Raw genomic sequence first — 15,947 nt, 5'->3', positions numbered from 1 at the left:
CGCAGGAGCCGGCTAGGTCTGTCCTACCGCCTCCTGCTTTTCGCAACTGGCTCCGCTCCTACCCTTGGCCATGCAACAGGTCACTCAGGCACGGAAAGCGAGGCATCGTCCTTTGGGGAATCCTCGTGCCCGATGGACGAACATCGAGCAAAAGGCGCAATTACAGGTGGAAGTCGCCCGCAGCCTCCGGCTGGTAAAGCACTTTCCTGATCTCAATCCGGCGGGTCCGATCAGAAATTCGCCAGTCGATGGCGTCCCCCTCCTGATAGCCAAGGATGGCGGCACCTAGATCGGAATACACGGAATACTTTCCTGCGCTGCTGTCCGCGTCTTCGGGGTAGACCAAGGCCGCTTCGAACTCTTCGTCGTCCAGTTGCAGCAACGCCCTAGAGTTCATCGTGATGACATTGCACGCCACCTGCTGCGGCTTGACGACAATGGCTCGCTCAAGCTCATGTTCGAGTTCAACAATCGCCGGGCCTTGCTCGAACGCGATTAGACTTTCGAGCTTGGCCTTGTCGATTTCGGTGATATAGATCCTCGTGGAGTCGCCACCAGCTCCTTCGCGCAAGAACTGAAGATAGCGCCCCGCCGTCATCGACAATGACTTCAATGCCGGCGTTTCGCTCTCAAGCATGAAGCCGCTACGCAGAAAGGCTTTCAGCGAGCGCGAGTTATCCGGGTGAATCTTGGCGATGAGCTTCTCGGCCTGCATGTCGAGGAACGCCAGCTTCATGCCTTCGCGAATCGTACGGACGCCAAGGCTTCGGCCCCATTTGTCGCTGTCTCCAATGGCCAGGACTATCTCGCAATTTGAACCGGTCTTGATTAGACGGACAAAGCCCACCGGGACATCGTGCCGGTCATAGGCCATGAAAAATCGGCCACCCTGATTGAATAGATGGGTCAGGATCGGCAACTGAGTCCGATCAATGGCTTGCTCAATGGAGCGTGAGACATGACGCGAATCGCTCAGGTAGCAGGTCACGCGCTCATCTTCCAACCAATCCATCAACGTCAACGCGTGCGCCCGAGTTATTTCAGGGCACAGCGTAATGAAAGGCTTGTTCATCTAAACCACACTTCTATGTCAAGGATGGAAGCCCTTCATGGCTAAAGTCATGACGGTTCTTCGGCAACCGGGCATTTTAAGATATACCGCGAGTAATAGCGAAGATCCCCGAGATTTCGACGAAACCATCGTCTTGCCGAACCCGAACCCGAACCCGTCAAGCGCTCAAGCGTCGATGAAGCCGACTCCATTCAGAATGCTCAGCGCTGTATCGTTCTGCCCCTTGATCCGACCCAGAGGTTCGCCGCGAGCGGCTCCATCAAATGTACGTGGATGTCCTGGCATGACTGGGTGTAACCGTTTTAGTGCTTTAGAAGATTTACCCGAACCCGCTTTTGGGGTGGTTTCAAGAGTTTGGCGTGTTGTTCTCTGTGGGTTGGGAGCGACAGCCTTCGGCCAGGCGCGCTCACTGCATAAACTCGGGGCCCACGAACCAGCAAACCGGAATACCTGCGGTTCACGCGCTTGAAAAAAGACTCAGTTGCCCAAGCACTTTAACAACAGGGCCAACACCCCGTCTTCTTGCGAGGCCAATGCCGCGCCGATCTCCTCGCAACGCCCATTCAGAGACAGCAGGTCGCCAGCCAGTACTTCTCCGCTGGACATGCACATATCCAGAGCAATACTAAAAACCCCGTCACCTACCTGCTTGCTCTCAAAAACAAGCTCAACCTCTTTAGGGAAGATCGTCACGTAGACGAAGAGGATTTCATTCGCGTAAGTGTAGTGACCATGATTTCTTTTAAGTAAAACACTCTGGCTTTTCGAAGCCCTCTCATAAACATTATCTAGAAACCTTTGAAGGATGAACAAAAGCTCTGGCTTTTCAGTGCTCATTGGGTTCCCTTACAAGCAATAGACTTCAACACGCCATTCTAACCAACATCGACGGTGCCCGAGCTGTACGATGTGCAGGGCGCGACCATCTGCGGGTCATTGACATCTGTGATGATTAGCTTCACTTAGTTATCTGCTTACCAGCCCAGAAGCGGATCATTTCTAGCCACTACTCAACTACCTCCATGAAAAAGACACGCACGCACATTGGTGGGCTTGAGGGTGCAGCGGATTTTTCAATCAACTTAGCGAGGGTATGTCGTATCAGTGCTTTTGTAGCGATGGAGCAGCGTTTCCAAAAAAGCAGTGACGGTGGAGTCGTCTTGGAGAAACGCTTTCACCCGTTCTCTTTCGTTCTCTTCCAAATCCGCCGTATCTTCGTCAAACGTGCCGGCCCAATCCGAAAGTACGTCCTGCCACTGCGCGTCTTCCTCTTCCGATATCCCAAAGTGCGCTTTCAACCACGCATAGGCTTCAAACTCACCGCCGAAACCCTTCGCCCCCCAGACACGATCCATTTCGGCAAGCACTAACTCGATTAACTCTGATCTGGTTAGACTTTTCATGGCTCGTTTTCCTTGAGTAGATCAAACGGTGTTCCTAGGCAGTTTCCTGGAACAGTTGGCTATCCATAATGAGATGCCCTGTGGCAGTTGGGGCACAAGGCGACAGCATTTTCCAAGGTATCAAGGCCGCCATCGGCCAGACGGATTTTGTGGTGGACCTCCAAATAAGGCGTGCCGTTTGACTTCCTGGTAAAGGGCGCGGGTTGAACACATACCTCGCAAACGCCGGCGGCACGATGGAGCGCTTCAGCAACGACATCAGGGTTACGGACAAACATCGTTGATGTCAGGACAACTCTCTCAGGTTTCAGATGCGCCCTAGCCGCCAACCGAGCTTTACGTGCGTCCGAACTATCCACGAGGGCAGCTTGTACCAGTTCCTCAAATGCTGCCAAGTGCGACATGACCGATCCGCCCAGCAGATGTTCAAGGTCTGCCACCACCTTGCGTTTGCGGTGAAGCGTCAGCTTCTGGTGTTTTTCGTAATAATCGATGTGCTGATGGGTAGCGTTGATAGCTGGCGAAAGATACGCCGCCCCCCCATCTTCAAATAACTGCCGCAGAAAATAATCAGTCGCCTCGACATTGATAGTGCGGTGATAACAGCGGCCCAGTCGCATGGACCGGTATACGTTAATAAGATCCTGGGCATAGGTGGCCCCTACACCTTCGGTAACGAGCTGGGCAACGCCTTGTTTCAACGAAAGACCATGGTCCATCACTTGGCTAGCGATACGATAAGCGCCCTGAATATGAGCGGTGGTAAGAGTGTTAGCCATGGGTTCCTACACTGTGCCGCTTTCGCGTGCCATTTGTGCTTTGGCAAGCCAGTTGATTGCCTGAGCGTGGAGCCAATCAGCCATGATTTCACTTTCCACAGCCTCAACTGGCTTGTCTGTCCAGTTCATACGTGAATGCACTGAGACCTTTATAAAGGGTATATCTTGTCGCCCTGGTGCTCCAGCATCGGCTTGCTGGTATCGAAACAATAAAACGTGCCGTTATGCTCAAATGCGACCAACAAATGAGGTCACGATTCCCACGCCAGTTGTCGACCATGCGCTGTGCATGGTTCGGAGATTACAACTTAAAAACTCGATCTAGAAACTCCTCAGATGCCTCATCTTTCGAAATTCCCGAACGTACAACACCTTGAATTCTCCATTCACGAGATAAGCTCCCGAAGTATAATTCCTCCAATTTTTCTGGAGCCGCACTTTTAATCTTGTCTAACTCATCAATAAAACCTGGAACCCGCACAAACTCTTTATAATAATTAATATAATCAAGAGTATTTAAAGATAAATACGAAACCTCTGGATGAGACCAGTACACCGCAACACCCTCTTCCCGAAGACAAACACTCACCCCACCATCTTTTTTAGCTTTTAGAAGCTCAATATGCGCTGCCGCTTTTTTTTGATGTCTATCAATAAGGCTTTTGACATGATCTATAGTTAACATTTACCCACCTGTTTTCTGCTCGATCCTGGGCGCCAAATCAGCGGATCTCTGTATTTTTTGGCCGGGGTTTGGGTGCATCTGAGAAGCATCAATTCAACGCTAGATCTCCACCTCGGCACCAAGCACTACGCAACCCTGTAACAGAGCTTCAACAATGGGCCGCTTTGTGAATTCCTGATTCCAATAGCGAAGTATTTGGGGAGTTGCCGAGGCAAACGTCATGGTTCCATCAATTTCGTCCAGAACCACCATGTCTGCCTCAAATACAACAGGGCAGTCTGAAATCGTAATCTCGCAGGCCAGCTTGTCATCCATTTTGTTCAGCCAGTGTTTGGCCTTGTAGCGTCCTAGTGACTCTGAATCTCGGCAAGCGAAGTAAGAGTCCATCCTAGAAGGGCAAGATGGTTTTTCATCACGCCGGACACGCTCATACAGTGACTCCCAGAACGTTGCTCCAAAGTCACCTGCCAGAATCGATGGTGCCTCAATAGAGAGAGGTTCCAGCCGTTCAGCATGATGCGCTCTGACACTAGGGGGCAGGTGGAAACCTCCTCGTGTCATTTGTAGATTTTGTAGCAGATTGATTATCTGTTCGAACGTAGCGTCGGTGTCGCTGCAGACATCAATGGCTGCCTCCGCAAGAGCCAATGACGCTGTAGACCTGCGTATACGATTGCCGTACTGCGCATTCTTCGTCAAAACTGTAGACCCTTGCGCGTAGTACCGCTTTCTCATGATTTTGTAGGCGTTCATCGTCATTTCGTCATTCCGTTGATTGTGAGGACGCCAACACGGTCGTCCCTCTGCGACCTCAGCCCGGCGCGGGGGCTGGGCTTACGGTGCATCTGGATGACATGGTGCAGTACTTCCCTGCTTTATCAGCACAGAAGCTTGACAGCTAGCGTTGGGAGCAGTTGTCAAACGATTGCTGTGCAAAGCTGTACCACCAAACAGTAATGATGTCTCTATGCCAGCGCAACCTCAAATGCGTGTCGAATTTTCGCTTGGTCGACTGTCAAGTAAGGCTTGCTGTGATCAAGGCAGGAATGATGATTGTGTAGCGGCTCACGTCGCTGCGGGTGATGGTGACGGTGCCAAGGTTCTTGCCACTGGCGCTCTGCCCGGCCTGCCGGGGCAGCACCAGCAGCTTGGCCGTGCAGTCATACTGCTTGGCCAGACGTGTGATGAAGTTGAAGTCGGATTCATTGAGCTGGTCGACCCGGGGCACCTTGGTAGTCACCGGGCACACCGGCTGCCAGCCGTTGCGGGTCGCCACATCGCGCACGATCTGCTGCAGCGGGACGTTTTCCCAGCTCCCGCTGCGGGTGGTCTTGCCACTGCCGCGCATGTCGCTGGCCTTGCCCCGGATCTCGATAGAGTCAGACGGCCCCGTTACCACCACCTCGTCCACCATGTAGCGACCTAGGCGGCTCAGTGACTGGCCGGCGTAGCCCATGAATATCTCGATATTGGCGCCAAGGCTGGGCAGTGCCACCGCTCCGTCGCGGTCGTCGATGCGTAGCTCAAACTCGTCCGACTCCATGCCGGGCTTGTCCGAGGTGCGCAGGGTCAACAGCCGGTCATTGATCAGTGCGGTGATGTTCTTACCGTCCGCAATGATTCGGAACATGGGGCTCTTTTAAATACCTCAGAAACAAAAAAGCCCCGTTTATGCGGGGCTCTGCCACATACTTTATGCCTTAAAAGGATTCGACAGGCTTTTGGGCTGCGGCTGTAACTTTCTTCGCCTCAAGATTGGGGAAGCTGAAGCTAATTATCAAACTAGAGTCGGCTCCCTCTCCAGTAAGCTCGACCTCAGCAATTCGAATATTGTCAGCGGATGCATCCAGAAGGCTGGCAATACTAGCGAATCTTTTATTCAAATCGACTCCTTCAATGAACGTGTAAACCAAGTTACCACTATTGATTGCTGCAGACTCATAGTTGGTAAGTTTAAAGTTAAACTCCTCAGGGCTAGAGGCCTTAGAAGCGAGCTGGACCAAGTCTAGCTCAGTCTGACCGTTAGCAAGACCGGCTAGAGTGAACGTTTTACTAAGAGAGCCTACTACAGTTGCGTAAAGATTCTGATCATAGGCACTATTCAACGACATCATGATCAATTTTGAATTAGAAAAAACCAGTACTGCATCAAATTTATGACCAAGAAAATCCACATCATCTAGGCACAATGCCTTCCCGCCGATCTCTTCAGAGCAGTCATAATAACCCTTTGACTTCGGATAAGCGGAAATAGGAGATTCATAGGCATAGGACTTAAAAAGGTTATCACTAGCAGAAGCACTCAGCGCGCATCCCAGCATTCCCATACCAACTAAAAACCCTATAACTTTTTTCTTGTTCATAAGCCAAGTCCCTAGCATTGTAGAAATTACTATCCGAATGCTACCAAACTGCTACCTTTAATCCCATAACTTCACCACAACATCAGGCACGCTAGGCAACTCCGGCAGCACGATCAGCACCCCAACCCGGAACGGCTGGGACTCATCGGCCAGCCCCTGGTTTGCATCCAGCACCGCTTCGACACTGCCATTCAGGTGCCCGTAATACTGGTGACACAAGGTGTCGAGCAGATCCCCGTCAGACGTTCTGCATGTCGTCGCCATAGCTCACGAACTCCATTGAGAAGCCCTGCATACGCGGAATGCCACCGGCCAGCAGATGGCTCTGCTCTTCCTCAAGGCTGGTCAGGCACCAAGTGCCCAACACTTCGCCGTAGCCCGTGGTCAGACTCAGCGGCTGCAGGCGTCGACCGATGCTGCGCAGTTTTTGCAACTGACCCAGCCCCCCTTGAACCCAGGAAACACCGCGCCCTTGAGGGCGATCTTGTCGTCACCCTGCCCCACCGCCTGCTGCGGGTCAGGCGTTCCTGGCCTGCTCAGCGAAACCCGGTCTGACGGCGCAGCTCTTCAAAGGCTGCGGTGTCGAGGTTGAAGTAAAAGGCTGCACCGGTAGCCCGGAACGGCTGAATGATCAGCAGGTGCGGGAATGGCTTTACCGCCTCGGCGACCAGAGTACCCAGGCCGCCGAATGAACCGGTAGGAAGGATGTTGCCCAGGGACGGGCTGACCTGTCCGGCCTTGGCGGTCTGCTCCTGCAACGTACCGAGCCGCTGCTGGATCTGCCCCGCCGCCGACACGGCCTGGCTGTACTTGGCCGCCACTTCGCCGACAACAGACTGCGCGGCGGTGATGCCGCGCAAGGTTCGTTGCAGCTTGGCGCCCAGAGACGCCACGGATCTTGCGTACCTCACCGGGCAGCGACCCGCGGATGTGCTGAAGACTGCGACCACAGATATGAGCGAAGGCTTCTGCGGATTGGCCAGGGCAAGACCGAGAAACGCTTGCGAATTCTTCTGAAGGACGCTGGCAAACAATCAGACCTGGCGGTCTTCCTAGAGAAACTAAAGGAACGACACGCCATGAATCGCATCAAGACCTCGGTACTGATCACCAACACCTCAGGCTTGCGCATGAGCTAGCAGATGCTGCGCAATCGGTGGGATGAGGCCCGGGAAAAGGCCGCTATCAAGGCAGCTGCCGATGGCGATAACGCTCTGGTAACGAGCATCCGGCAATTTCAGTTTCGTGACATACGACCAATAGCCGCGAGCGAGATAGCCCTGGAGCATGCCAGCAGACTGCTCGGCCACTCTTCCGAGGAGATCACCAAGAAGGTCTACCGACGTGTCGGAGAGATCGTAAAACCCACGAAATAAGGAGGGGGTTGCGGAACACATTCCAAAAGTTGCGGAACACCTGGCAAATCCCAGGCAACAAAAAACCCCGTAGACGTTAATCTACGGGGTTTTCAAGGGTGGAGGCCGAGGTCGGAATCGAACCGGCGTAGGCGGATTTGCAATCCGCTGCATAACCATTTTGCTACTCGGCCCCAAATGTCCAATGCCTGAAATACAACACTGAACACGTACAAACTGGAACGGCTAACGAGATCAACTTCATCTCGTAACTCTTTGATTTTTAAAGAGTTTTTCCGTTTCCTCGCTGAGGAATGGTCGCAATTATGGACGTGTTTTCCATTCCTGGCAACTCCTATTCGAGATTTTTTCTTCCGGGCTGTTTCTACAGGTTTCCAGGATGAGCAAATCCAGCGGGTAAACAGTCTTGCGCTCGTCAACGAGGCGGGATGATTACACAAACGCTTGCCGATAGCTGCCCCCTTCTCGCTTCGCCCACCTACCCGATCGGGTTATGGCGTGTACCCGGCCCCTCGCGGACAGTAGCCCCAACGGCTCGACCCGGGCTCCTTCCATCACGTTCAAGGCGGAATTGAAGTATGCGTACAGCTTTCCCTGCGATGTTTGGCGTGGTTCTGGCACTGACGGCGGCGTGGGCACAGGCCGTGGAGCCAGGGGACAAGACCCTGCGGCTGTACAACTGGTCGGACTATATCGGCGAAAACACGCTCGCCGGGTTCGAGAAGGCCACCGGGATCAAGGTGATCTACGACACGTTCGACTCCTACGAAACCGTCCAGGGCAAGCTGCTCCCCGGGCGTTCCGGCTACGATCTGGTGGTACTCAATGCCGCCCTGGTGCCGCCGCTGATCAAGGCGCGGGTGTTCCAGCCGTTGAACAAGGCGTGGCTGCCCAGTTGGCAGAACCTCGACCCGCAGGTGCTCAAGAGCCTGGAGGGCTACGACCCGGGCGTGCGGTATTCGGCGCCCTATACCTGGGGCAGCAACGGCGTGACCTATAACGTCGACAAGGTCCGCGAGCGCATGCCGGACGCGCCCATCGGTTCCCTGGCGATGCTCTTCGACCCCAAGGTGGTGTCGCGTTTCGTCGACTGTGGGGTGACGCTGCAGGACTCGCCAACCGACATCCTGCCGCTGGTGCTGGCGTACCTGGGGCGCAACCCCAACAGCGCCGCGCCCGAGGATCTGAAGGCGGCTCAAGACACCTTGATGGCGGTGCGCCCCTATCTCCGCAAGTTCGACTCCACCAGCTACCTCAATGGCCTGGCCAATGGCGACCTGTGCCTCAGCGCCACCTGGTCCGGTGACTACGCCACGGCCCAGGCCCGGGCCAATGAGGCCGGGGCACCGGTCAAGCTCGACTATTTCATTCCCAAGGAAGGCTCGCTGATCTGGTTCGATGACTTCTATATACCCGCCGATGCGCCGAACGTGGCCAACGCCCATGCCTTTATCGAGTACCTGTTGCAGCCCCAGGTGATGGCTGAAGTCAGCGACTACATCCGCTACGCCAACGCCAACCTCAAATCCACGTCGCTGCTGCGCGCCGAGGTGCGCGACAACCCGGCGATCTACCCCGATGCCCAGACCCGCGCACGGCTGTTCACCCAGACGATCCAGACACCCGCCAGCACCCGGCTGATTACCCGGACCTGGAACATGGTGAAGATCGGCAAGTGATCCGCCCGCCCGTGCCCCACAGACTTTCCACCCAATGCTGCTACCCGAGGTGAAGCCCATGGCTATCCAACCCGAAGCCTTCTTCGAGCAATTCGACGATTCGAAACTGGTGGCTGCCGACAAGGCGCACTACATGCACGGCTTCCACATGTTCGATGAACACCGCGAACAGGGTTCGTTGAATATCGCTGCCGGTGACGGCGCCTACATCTATGACACCGCCGGCACCCGTTACCTGGACGCAGTGGGCGGCATGTGGTGCACCAATATCGGCCTGGGCCGCGAGGAAATGGCCGAGGCCATCGCCAACCAGGTGCGGCAACTGGCCTACTCCAATCCGTTTTGCGACATGGCCAACGTCAGCGCCATCGAACTCTGCGAAAAACTCGCCAGCCTGGCCCCAGGCGATCTCGACCACGTGTTCCTGACCACCGGGGGCTCCACCGCGGTGGACACCGCCTACCGCCTGGTGCAGTTCTATCAGAACAGTCGCGGCAAGCATGAGAAGAAGCACGTGATCTCGCGGCACAACGCGTACCACGGCTCAACCTTTCTGACCATGTCCATCGGTAACAAGGCCGCGGACCGCGCGCCTGAATTCGACTTCATGAGCGACCTGTTTCATCACGTCTCCTGCCCCAACTACTACCGGGCCCCCGCCGGCATGAGCGAAGCGGATTTCCTCGAGTTCCTGGTGGCGGAATTCGAAGACAAGATCCTGACCATCGGCCCGGACAAGGTTGCGGCGTTCTTCGCCGAGCCGATCATGGGCTCCGGCGGGGTGATCATTCCTCCCGAGGGCTATCACCGGCGCATGTGGGAAATCTGCCAGCGCTACGACCTGCTGTATGTGGCCGATGAGGTGGTCACGTCATTCGGCCGCCTGGGCGCCTTCTTCGCCTCCACGGAAGTGTTCGGCATGCAGCCGGACATCATCACCACGGCCAAGGGCCTGACCTCGGGTTACCTGCCGCTGGGGGCGTGCATTTTCTCCGAACGTATCTGGCAGGTGATCGGCGAGCCGGGCAAGGGCCGCTGCTTCACCCACGGGTTCACCTACAGCGGGCATCCGGTGAGCTGCATCGCGGCCTTGAAGAACATCGAGATCATCGAGCGGGAAAACCTGCTGGCGCATGTCGAGGATGTGGGGGTGTATATGGAGCAGCGCCTGCACAGCCTGGCCGAACTGCCGCTGGTGGGCAGCGTGCGCTGCAAGCGGCTGATGGCCTGCGTCGAATTCGTCGCCGACAAGCGCACCAAGGCCCTGCTGCCGGAGGCCCTGAACATTGCCGAGCGCATCCATCTGCGGGCCCAGGCCAAAGGCTTGCTGGTGCGCCCCATCGGCCATCTCAACGTCATGTCGCCGCCGCTGATCATCACTCGACAGCAGATCGACGAAATCGTCGCGACCTTGCGCGAATGCATCCTAGAAACCGCCGCCGAACTGCGCCATAACGGCCAGTACCTGGGCCAATGAACCCGGGCCAGTGGCAGCAGGAATATCGGGCCGGGGTCTTACCCGGCCTGCGCCCGGCCGTTAGACTGCCGGGCATGAGCGCACCTGCAAACACCCCCGCCGCGGTCCTCGACCTCCCTGCCCTGCAGGGTTGGCACGCTGGCCTGGCCAAGGCTTTCAACGCCGTCGACGACGGCACCTTCCTGCAGCATCTGGCGGCGGCGCTGCACGCCCTGACGCCCATCGAGTCGATGATGATCAGCCTGGAGCGCAAGGGCCTGCCGCCGCAATTGCTGCACGAGCGAGGCATCGTCGGCGCCTACCGCGACGAAATCATCAACCGTTACTTTTCCCGGGGCTATCTGCTGGACCCGTTCTGCCTGGCGGTGGAAAACGGCCTGGCCGAAGGTTTCTATCACCTGTCGGAAATTGCCCCGGACGACTTTTTCAGCAGTGAGTACTACAAGACCTACTACCTGAAGACCGGGGGCGCCGAAGACAGTTACTACATCGTCGACCTCGACCCGCAGAGCAAGATTTCCCTGTGCATGTTCCAGGGCCTGAGCGGTGAGCGTTTCGCCAGCGAACCTCTGGCGCTGCTGCGCGCGGTAGAACCCCTGGTGCGTGAATTGATCCGCCGTTTCGGCACGGGTGGTCTGCAGCTGCTGTTGCGTCAAGCCCGCCAGGACCCACCGCCCGTCCCGACGCCGGCCAACGTCAACCAGCAGATCGAAGCCGCCTTCATGAGCTTTGGCCAGCCGCTGCTGACCGTGCGCGAGCGTGAAATCGCCCACCTGATCCTGCGCGGGCACTCGGTGAAATCCACGGCCAAGGTGCTGGAGATCTCCCCGGAAACCGTGCGCATGCACCGCAAGAACCTCTACACCAAGCTGGCCATCAACTCCCAGGCGGAGCTGTTCGCACTGTTCATTGACTGGCTGACCCAGCCCCCGCCGACCAATACCGGGCCGCTGTAGCAGCGAGCTTGCTCGCGATGCACCCAACAACGCCGCGTTCACCCAGTGAACACGGCGTTTTCGTTGACAGCCATCGAGAGCAAGCTCGCTCCTACGGGCAGGCGTTTCCGGTCAGCGGGCGGCCCAGGCGTTGAAACGCTGTTCCAACTCCTCGCCATGGTCGACCCAGAAGGCCGCATCCACCGCTCGCGCGCCTTTCAGGTTGGCCTCATAGGTCGGCAATTGCTGCTGCACCGTTTCAGGCAACAACGGCAATGCCTGACGGTGTACAGGTCCGTAGGGAATGTTCTCGGAGAACACCTTCTGCGCCTGGGGCTGGCTGGCGAACAGAATGAAGTCCTCGGCCAGGGCCTTGTTCGGCGAGCCCTTGACCACCGCCCAGTACTCCGGGTCGTACAGGCTTTGCGGCCAGAGGATGCTCAACTGCATGCCCTCCTTCTGGGCCATGGCAATGCGCCCGTTGTAGGCGGCGCTCATCGCCACGTCGCCCGCCACCAGCCATTGCGCCGGCTGGGCTCCGGCTTCCCACCACTGGATGTAGGGCTTGATCTGATCGAGCTTGGCAAAGGCCCGGGTCACGCCTTCAGGGGTATTGAGCACCTGATACAGCTGGCCTGGCGCAACACCGTCCGCCAGCAGAGCGATCTCCAGGGTGTACTTGGCACTCTTGCGCAAACCGCGCTTGCCGGGGAAGTCCTTGAGGTTCCAGAAATCCGCCCAGGATTGCGGAGCCTTGGCCAGTTTCTGCGGGGCAAAGGCCATGACCATCGACCACACATAAGTGGCGACCCCGCACTCGCTCAAGGTGCCCGGCACGTATTGCGCCGGATCCCCGAAACGCGCCAGGTCCAGGGGTTCGAACAACCCCTCGTCACAACCACGCAACAGCTCCGGGCTCTCCACTTCGACCACATCCCAGCTGGTCTTGCCGACATCGACCATGGCCTTGATCTTCGACAGCTCGCCGTTGTATTCGCCGGCGACCACCCGGGCCGCCCCGCTCTTGTTGAACGGCTGGAAGTAGGCTTGCTCCTGAGCCTGTTTGGTGGCCCCACCAAAGGAAATGACCGTGAGGTTCTGCGGTTGGGCGTAAGCCCCGGTGCACAGCAAGACCCACGACAACGCAACGCCGCAACGCAAAGTGTTGGACATGAAACCCATCCTCAAGAAAGCCGGCTCGCCCGTACGAACCCGCACAACAAGAGCCTGGAAGCGACCGTATGCAACGGGCGGTACAGCACCAGGCACTACGAGTCTTGGTCAGCGCTGAAAGAACCGTCGGGGCATGCAATGCCAGGCCGGGTCAGCCGTGCTGCGGGCTCTGCGGCCCTGTTCGTTTGCTGTGTTTGCGACCCGTCCGGGATTACCGGCCGTGGTCATGCGCGAATGGCAGTTCATCGCTTGCTCCCTGTTATTTTTGTAGGAAGAACAAATCGATCGGCAGTGCATCGCAGGAGCGCCCTCGGCAGTCGGGCAGGCGGATGCAGGGGTTCATTGTTTCCATAACCCTGGGCATTGCGAAACGAGGATTTTGTGAGGCACAGACAAGGGAAAAGCTGCCTCGATGGCAGCCTTAATTCAGGCAGGATCAGTCACGACGCAGCAACGGCCAGAAACCCAGGGTTGGTTGGCATAACGCAAGGCACCCTGCAGACGCATCACGCCTGCAGGGTGCCTTGGCCTATCAGGGTGTCAGTCCAGCACCACCAGCAGCCCCGAGATCACCCCGATCCCCAGTACCGCCGAAAGCAGCATGCTGCTGGAAACCTCGGCCTCGTAAGTCTTGTAGCGCGAGGCCAGGATGAACACGTTCACCGCCACGGGCAGCGCCGCCATGATCACCGCGATCTTGATCAGGAAGTCGCTGAGGCCGAACACATAACGGGCCGAAACGAAGACCAGCAGTGGCAACACCACCACCTTCAGCAGCGCCAGGGCCAGGGAGTCGCCCTTGATCAGGTTCTGCCCCTTGTGCACCGCGAAGGCAGCCCCCAGCGCCACCAGGGCCAAGGGTCCGGTAGCGTTGGTCATCTGCGTGGCAAAGATCTGCAACGGGCTGGGCAGTTGCCACTCCAGCAGGATGAACACCGCCGCCAATGCCACCGCCAGAATCAGCGGGTTGCTGACGATCGACCGGCTGGTGCTGAGCAATACTCGACCCAGCGCCGGCCTGGCCTCTCCTTCCTGGCGCGCGGTGAGCTCCATGATCAACGCACCACCCGCCAGAATCACCAGGTTGTCGGCCATGGTGATCATCAGGGTCGGCAGGGCCGCCGCATCGCCAAAGGCCATGACCATCAGCGGCAAGCCCATGTAGCCCACCACCCCCGAGACCGAGGACAGGCCCCGCAACCCCGCGACCCTGGCATTGCCGCCCCAGATCAGGCGGCCACCCAGCGCGGCGAGCATGAAGGTCACCAGGCACGCCAGGTAGTAGGCGCTCAGCAGGTCCCAGTCCAGCTCACCGTGCTCGCGGGTGCCCAGGGTCTTGATGAAGATGAAACACGGCAGGAACAGCCAGAACACCACCCCGACCAGCCCCTTCACCGTGTCCTTGCCAATCACCCCGATCCGTACGATCCAGTAGCCGGCGAAGATCATGGCAAACAGCGGCATGACCACGGTAAAGACCTTATCCATGGGCTGCACGCCGGCGAACAATGCGCTGTTCGGCATACACCGCCAACTGGCGCGGGGTATAGGTGGAAGCGCGATAGAAATCCATCACCCCGCCCATCATCTGCCGGTATTGCGACTCGATATAGGGGATGGAGGTCTGCATCTCGCTTTTCAGGCTGTCGACGATGGGCCACAGGTCGCTGTCCGAAAGCGCGTCGACATCCAGCCCGGCCGACGAATGATTTTCCAGCGCCTGACGGATCGTCTGCGGGTGCAGGCCGACATAGTTGACGAAATAACCCTTCTCATCATTGGTTTCAAGAAAGTCCGGGATATTCAGGACGCCATAGTTGGAAAGCATTTCAAACTTTCCACTCACCGGACGATAGACACTGGGCAATTGTAGAAACGCCTCTTCGCAATGATGGGCGGCCTGTACCAGGCCTTGTAGATCGAGTTCCTGGGAACCGAGTTTTATATTATTGAGCTGACATAACTTGACCACTTGTTCCAACGGGGCAATACCGGAGCGGTTGCCAAAACCGGCCAGCGCCCCTTCGACCATCTGAAATCCCGAGTGAATGGCCTGCATGGTATTGGCAAGTGCCAGCCCGTTGTCGTTGTGCGCGTGCAAGCAAAAGACAAGTTGGGGGTAATCCTTTACCAACTTGGAACACAACCACTGGGTGACATGCGGCTGCAGCGAGCCCACCGAGTCGTTGATTCTGATGACCTCGATGCCCAGGCTGGCCGCCCAGTCGATCTGCCGACAGATTTCCGTGTAGCGCTGCTCGGACACGCCGGAGCGGAAGTTGTTGAGCACGCTGGCCTTGAACCTGACCGCACCGATGCTGCGAAAGGCCTCGACAGCCCGTTCGAACTCCCCCGCCTTCTGCCGATAGGTGATCATGCCGAAGCTGAATACGGTCTCGGCAATCCACTGCGCGTGCCCCTCCCGGGCCTTGAAGTAGGCGAATGCGGTTTCCCAGCAGTTGAGCAGAATGATGAAGGTGGCACGGGTATCGGCCGGTAATTCGCCGGCCTCCCGCGCCTGCTGCAAACGGTCCCAGACCAGCGGCTCCTCGGGGCCGCAGCCGACCACGAAATCCCTTAGGCCGGCGGCCGCCATGGACTTCAGGATGCCAACCTTGGCCTCGACGCTGATCGGAAAGACCGTCCGTTCAATGCCTTCTCTAAGCGTTTCATCCACCAGATGCGGAACCGAATAATCACGATAACGAATTCCGTTTTCAGCCATCATTTTCGTGCTCCTTGCGAACGTGTTACTTAATTTCCATTCAACCTCAACTGCAAAATAAAGGCCGCAAGCAACACACGATATAACAACGGCAAAAAAACAATACCTAAGACAATTCTTAAAAGCCCAAACAGTAAATAACGACAAAAAACATCCGCTTTTATTTGCAGAGCGCTATTGGATTTAAATGCAAAGCAGCCATGGGCATTCAATAAACAATCGCTTCAACCCCTCACGACCCGCCTTAAAAAATCGGTTTGTTCCGCCAGCCAACTCGCGG

Annotated in this window: 15 protein-coding genes, 1 tRNA gene and 2 pseudogenes; 4 read left to right on the top strand and 14 right to left on the bottom strand. The window is 57.0% G+C overall.

Annotation, left to right across the window (positions count from 1 at the left end; all coding sequences use genetic code 11):
• Nucleotides 1-160: 160 nt before the first annotated feature.
• From LXM55_RS00930 to LXM55_RS00885, 10 genes and pseudogenes are all read right to left on the bottom strand, one after another.
• On the bottom strand, nucleotides 161-1,072 hold the full coding sequence (locus LXM55_RS00930) for a bifunctional GNAT family N-acetyltransferase/nucleoside diphosphate kinase regulator (RefSeq protein ID WP_233317724.1): 912 nt from the start codon (nucleotides 1,070-1,072) through the stop codon (nucleotides 161-163).
• Between the two features lie 477 nt (nucleotides 1,073-1,549).
• Entirely contained in the window at nucleotides 1,550-1,909 is a 360-nt protein-coding gene (locus LXM55_RS00925) for a hypothetical protein (RefSeq protein ID WP_233317721.1), read from the bottom strand.
• Nucleotides 1,910-2,154: 245 nt separating this feature from the next.
• The gene (locus tag LXM55_RS00920; RefSeq protein ID WP_233317720.1) at nucleotides 2,155-2,475 is read right to left on the bottom strand and encodes a VOC family protein; all 321 of its coding nucleotides are present in this window, start codon (nucleotides 2,473-2,475) and stop codon (nucleotides 2,155-2,157) included.
• Between the two features lie 59 nt (nucleotides 2,476-2,534).
• Complete coding sequence (locus tag LXM55_RS00915) at nucleotides 2,535-3,254, bottom strand: HNH endonuclease (RefSeq protein ID WP_233317719.1); 720 nt, start codon at nucleotides 3,252-3,254, stop codon at nucleotides 2,535-2,537.
• Between the two features lie 301 nt (nucleotides 3,255-3,555).
• On the bottom strand, nucleotides 3,556-3,939 hold the full coding sequence (locus LXM55_RS00910) for a hypothetical protein (RefSeq protein ID WP_233317717.1): 384 nt from the start codon (nucleotides 3,937-3,939) through the stop codon (nucleotides 3,556-3,558).
• A 99-nt stretch (nucleotides 3,940-4,038) separates the two neighbouring features.
• Nucleotides 4,039-4,698 carry a hypothetical protein gene (locus LXM55_RS00905; RefSeq protein ID WP_233317715.1) on the bottom strand — a complete coding sequence of 220 codons (660 nt, stop codon included), beginning with the start codon at nucleotides 4,696-4,698 and terminating at the stop codon, nucleotides 4,039-4,041.
• A 298-nt stretch (nucleotides 4,699-4,996) separates the two neighbouring features.
• Nucleotides 4,997-5,569 (bottom strand): annotated as a pseudogene (locus LXM55_RS00900) (contractile injection system protein, VgrG/Pvc8 family); the annotation flags it as partial.
• A 70-nt stretch (nucleotides 5,570-5,639) separates the two neighbouring features.
• Entirely contained in the window at nucleotides 5,640-6,302 is a 663-nt protein-coding gene (locus LXM55_RS00895) for a hypothetical protein (protein ID WP_233317713.1), read from the bottom strand.
• A gap of 57 nt (nucleotides 6,303-6,359) precedes the next feature.
• Entirely contained in the window at nucleotides 6,360-6,566 is a 207-nt protein-coding gene (locus LXM55_RS00890) for a tail protein X (RefSeq protein WP_233317711.1), read from the bottom strand.
• Nucleotides 6,541-7,213, bottom strand: a pseudogene (locus LXM55_RS00885) (phage tail protein). The gene LXM55_RS00890 and the pseudogene LXM55_RS00885 overlap by 26 nt, the downstream one beginning before the upstream one ends.
• A 231-nt stretch (nucleotides 7,214-7,444) precedes the next feature.
• On the opposite strand from LXM55_RS00885, the gene LXM55_RS00880 reads away from it, so the two are divergent.
• On the top strand, nucleotides 7,445-7,678 hold the full coding sequence (locus tag LXM55_RS00880; RefSeq protein ID WP_233317709.1) for an integrase: 234 nt from the start codon (nucleotides 7,445-7,447) through the stop codon (nucleotides 7,676-7,678).
• 99 nt (nucleotides 7,679-7,777) lie between these two features.
• Here the strand turns inward: LXM55_RS00880 and LXM55_RS00875 are convergent.
• Nucleotides 7,778-7,851: transfer RNA gene (locus LXM55_RS00875), tRNA-Cys, on the bottom strand.
• Nucleotides 7,852-8,256: 405 nt separating this feature from the next.
• Here LXM55_RS00875 and LXM55_RS00870 point away from each other — a divergent pair.
• From LXM55_RS00870 to LXM55_RS00860, 3 genes are all read left to right on the top strand, one after another.
• Nucleotides 8,257-9,357, top strand: coding sequence for a polyamine ABC transporter substrate-binding protein (locus tag LXM55_RS00870; RefSeq protein WP_233317707.1), 1,101 nt, complete (start codon nucleotides 8,257-8,259; stop codon nucleotides 9,355-9,357).
• Nucleotides 9,358-9,415: 58 nt separating this feature from the next.
• Complete coding sequence (locus tag LXM55_RS00865) at nucleotides 9,416-10,834, top strand: aminotransferase (RefSeq protein WP_233317705.1); 1,419 nt, start codon at nucleotides 9,416-9,418, stop codon at nucleotides 10,832-10,834.
• Between the two features lie 74 nt (nucleotides 10,835-10,908).
• Nucleotides 10,909-11,790: a helix-turn-helix transcriptional regulator gene (locus LXM55_RS00860; RefSeq protein ID WP_233317703.1), complete on the top strand. Its 882-nt coding sequence runs from the start codon at nucleotides 10,909-10,911 to the stop codon at nucleotides 11,788-11,790.
• A 111-nt stretch (nucleotides 11,791-11,901) separates the two neighbouring features.
• On the opposite strand, the gene LXM55_RS00855 is transcribed toward LXM55_RS00860, so the two are convergent.
• The 3 genes from LXM55_RS00855 to LXM55_RS00845 all read right to left on the bottom strand — a co-directional run bounded on the left by LXM55_RS00855 (nucleotide 11,902) and on the right by LXM55_RS00845 (nucleotide 15,670).
• Entirely contained in the window at nucleotides 11,902-12,942 is a 1,041-nt protein-coding gene (locus tag LXM55_RS00855) for an ABC transporter substrate-binding protein (RefSeq protein ID WP_233317701.1), read from the bottom strand.
• Between the two features lie 540 nt (nucleotides 12,943-13,482).
• Nucleotides 13,483-14,430, bottom strand: a complete 948-nt coding sequence (locus LXM55_RS00850) for an AEC family transporter (protein ID WP_233317699.1) — start codon at nucleotides 14,428-14,430, stop codon at nucleotides 13,483-13,485.
• Entirely contained in the window at nucleotides 14,423-15,670 is a 1,248-nt protein-coding gene (locus LXM55_RS00845) for a pyruvate carboxyltransferase (protein ID WP_233317697.1), read from the bottom strand. The genes LXM55_RS00850 and LXM55_RS00845 overlap by 8 nt, the downstream gene beginning before the upstream one ends.
• Nucleotides 15,671-15,947: the final 277 nt, after the last annotated feature.

It is taken from the genome of Pseudomonas sp. Au-Pse12, from assembly GCF_021341665.1.
In the GTDB taxonomy this organism is placed as follows: domain Bacteria; phylum Pseudomonadota; class Gammaproteobacteria; order Pseudomonadales; family Pseudomonadaceae; genus Aquipseudomonas.
Note: the sequence above shows the minus strand (reverse complement) of the source record. Positions and strands in the feature narration are given on the sequence as shown.

Coding starts and splice junctions, on each gene's coding strand:
- LXM55_RS00860 (WP_233317703.1), top strand. CDS start 10,909: ATGAGCGCACCTGCAAACACCCCCGCCGCGGTCCTCGACCTCCCTGCC.
- LXM55_RS00850 (WP_233317699.1), bottom strand. CDS start 14,430: ATGGATAAGGTCTTTACCGTGGTCATGCCGCTGTTTGCCATGATCTTC.
- LXM55_RS00895 (WP_233317713.1), bottom strand. CDS start 6,302: ATGAACAAGAAAAAAGTTATAGGGTTTTTAGTTGGTATGGGAATGCTG.
- LXM55_RS00845 (WP_233317697.1), bottom strand. CDS start 15,670: ATGATGGCTGAAAACGGAATTCGTTATCGTGATTATTCGGTTCCGCAT.
- LXM55_RS00855 (WP_233317701.1), bottom strand. CDS start 12,942: ATGTCCAACACTTTGCGTTGCGGCGTTGCGTTGTCGTGGGTCTTGCTG.
- LXM55_RS00930 (WP_233317724.1), bottom strand. CDS start 1,072: ATGAACAAGCCTTTCATTACGCTGTGCCCTGAAATAACTCGGGCGCAC.
- LXM55_RS00915 (WP_233317719.1), bottom strand. CDS start 3,254: ATGGCTAACACTCTTACCACCGCTCATATTCAGGGCGCTTATCGTATC.
- LXM55_RS00920 (WP_233317720.1), bottom strand. CDS start 2,475: ATGAAAAGTCTAACCAGATCAGAGTTAATCGAGTTAGTGCTTGCCGAA.
- LXM55_RS00865 (WP_233317705.1), top strand. CDS start 9,416: ATGGCTATCCAACCCGAAGCCTTCTTCGAGCAATTCGACGATTCGAAA.
- LXM55_RS00910 (WP_233317717.1), bottom strand. CDS start 3,939: ATGTTAACTATAGATCATGTCAAAAGCCTTATTGATAGACATCAAAAA.
- LXM55_RS00905 (WP_233317715.1), bottom strand. CDS start 4,698: ATGACGATGAACGCCTACAAAATCATGAGAAAGCGGTACTACGCGCAA.
- LXM55_RS00890 (WP_233317711.1), bottom strand. CDS start 6,566: ATGGCGACGACATGCAGAACGTCTGACGGGGATCTGCTCGACACCTTG.
- LXM55_RS00925 (WP_233317721.1), bottom strand. CDS start 1,909: ATGAGCACTGAAAAGCCAGAGCTTTTGTTCATCCTTCAAAGGTTTCTA.
- LXM55_RS00880 (WP_233317709.1), top strand. CDS start 7,445: ATGCTGCGCAATCGGTGGGATGAGGCCCGGGAAAAGGCCGCTATCAAG.
- LXM55_RS00870 (WP_233317707.1), top strand. CDS start 8,257: ATGCGTACAGCTTTCCCTGCGATGTTTGGCGTGGTTCTGGCACTGACG.